Genomic DNA, 392 nt, shown 5'->3' with positions numbered 1-392 from the left:
AGGGCGTGGGGGTGATCGACGGGGTGCGGGGGGGGGGGGTCGAGCCGGTGGGGGCGGTCGAATCCTTCGAGGGAGGCAAGGTCGTCCTGGCGGACGGTTCCCGCGTCTCGCCGGAGGCGGTGATCTGCGCGACGGGGTATCGGCGGGGGCTCTCGGGCATCGTCGGACACCTCGGGGTCCTCGACTCGCGGGGGCGTCCGCTTGCGCACGGGGCGCGTACGGTGCCGGGGGCTTCCGGGCTGTACTTCACGGGGTTCACGAACCCGATCAGCGGGATGCTGCGAGAGCTGTCCCTGGACGCCCACCGCATCGCCCGAGCCCTGGCAGGCTGACCCCCTTGGGGCTCCGCCCCCGGACCCCCTCCCGGGGGAGTGCCCCCCCCCCCCGCCCTT

The 392-nt window shown here is 75.0% G+C and carries 1 pseudogene; it reads left to right on the top strand.

Annotated features, from left to right (window positions below):
• Positions 1-332 (top strand): annotated as a pseudogene (locus ADK54_RS16260) (NAD(P)/FAD-dependent oxidoreductase); the annotation flags it as partial.
• Positions 333-392 lie beyond the last annotated feature (60 nt).

Origin of the sequence: Streptomyces sp. WM6378 (genome assembly GCF_001279695.1) — a bacterium.
Taxonomy (GTDB): domain Bacteria; phylum Actinomycetota; class Actinomycetes; order Streptomycetales; family Streptomycetaceae; genus Streptomyces.
Note: the sequence above shows the minus strand (reverse complement) of the source record. Positions and strands in the feature narration are given on the sequence as shown.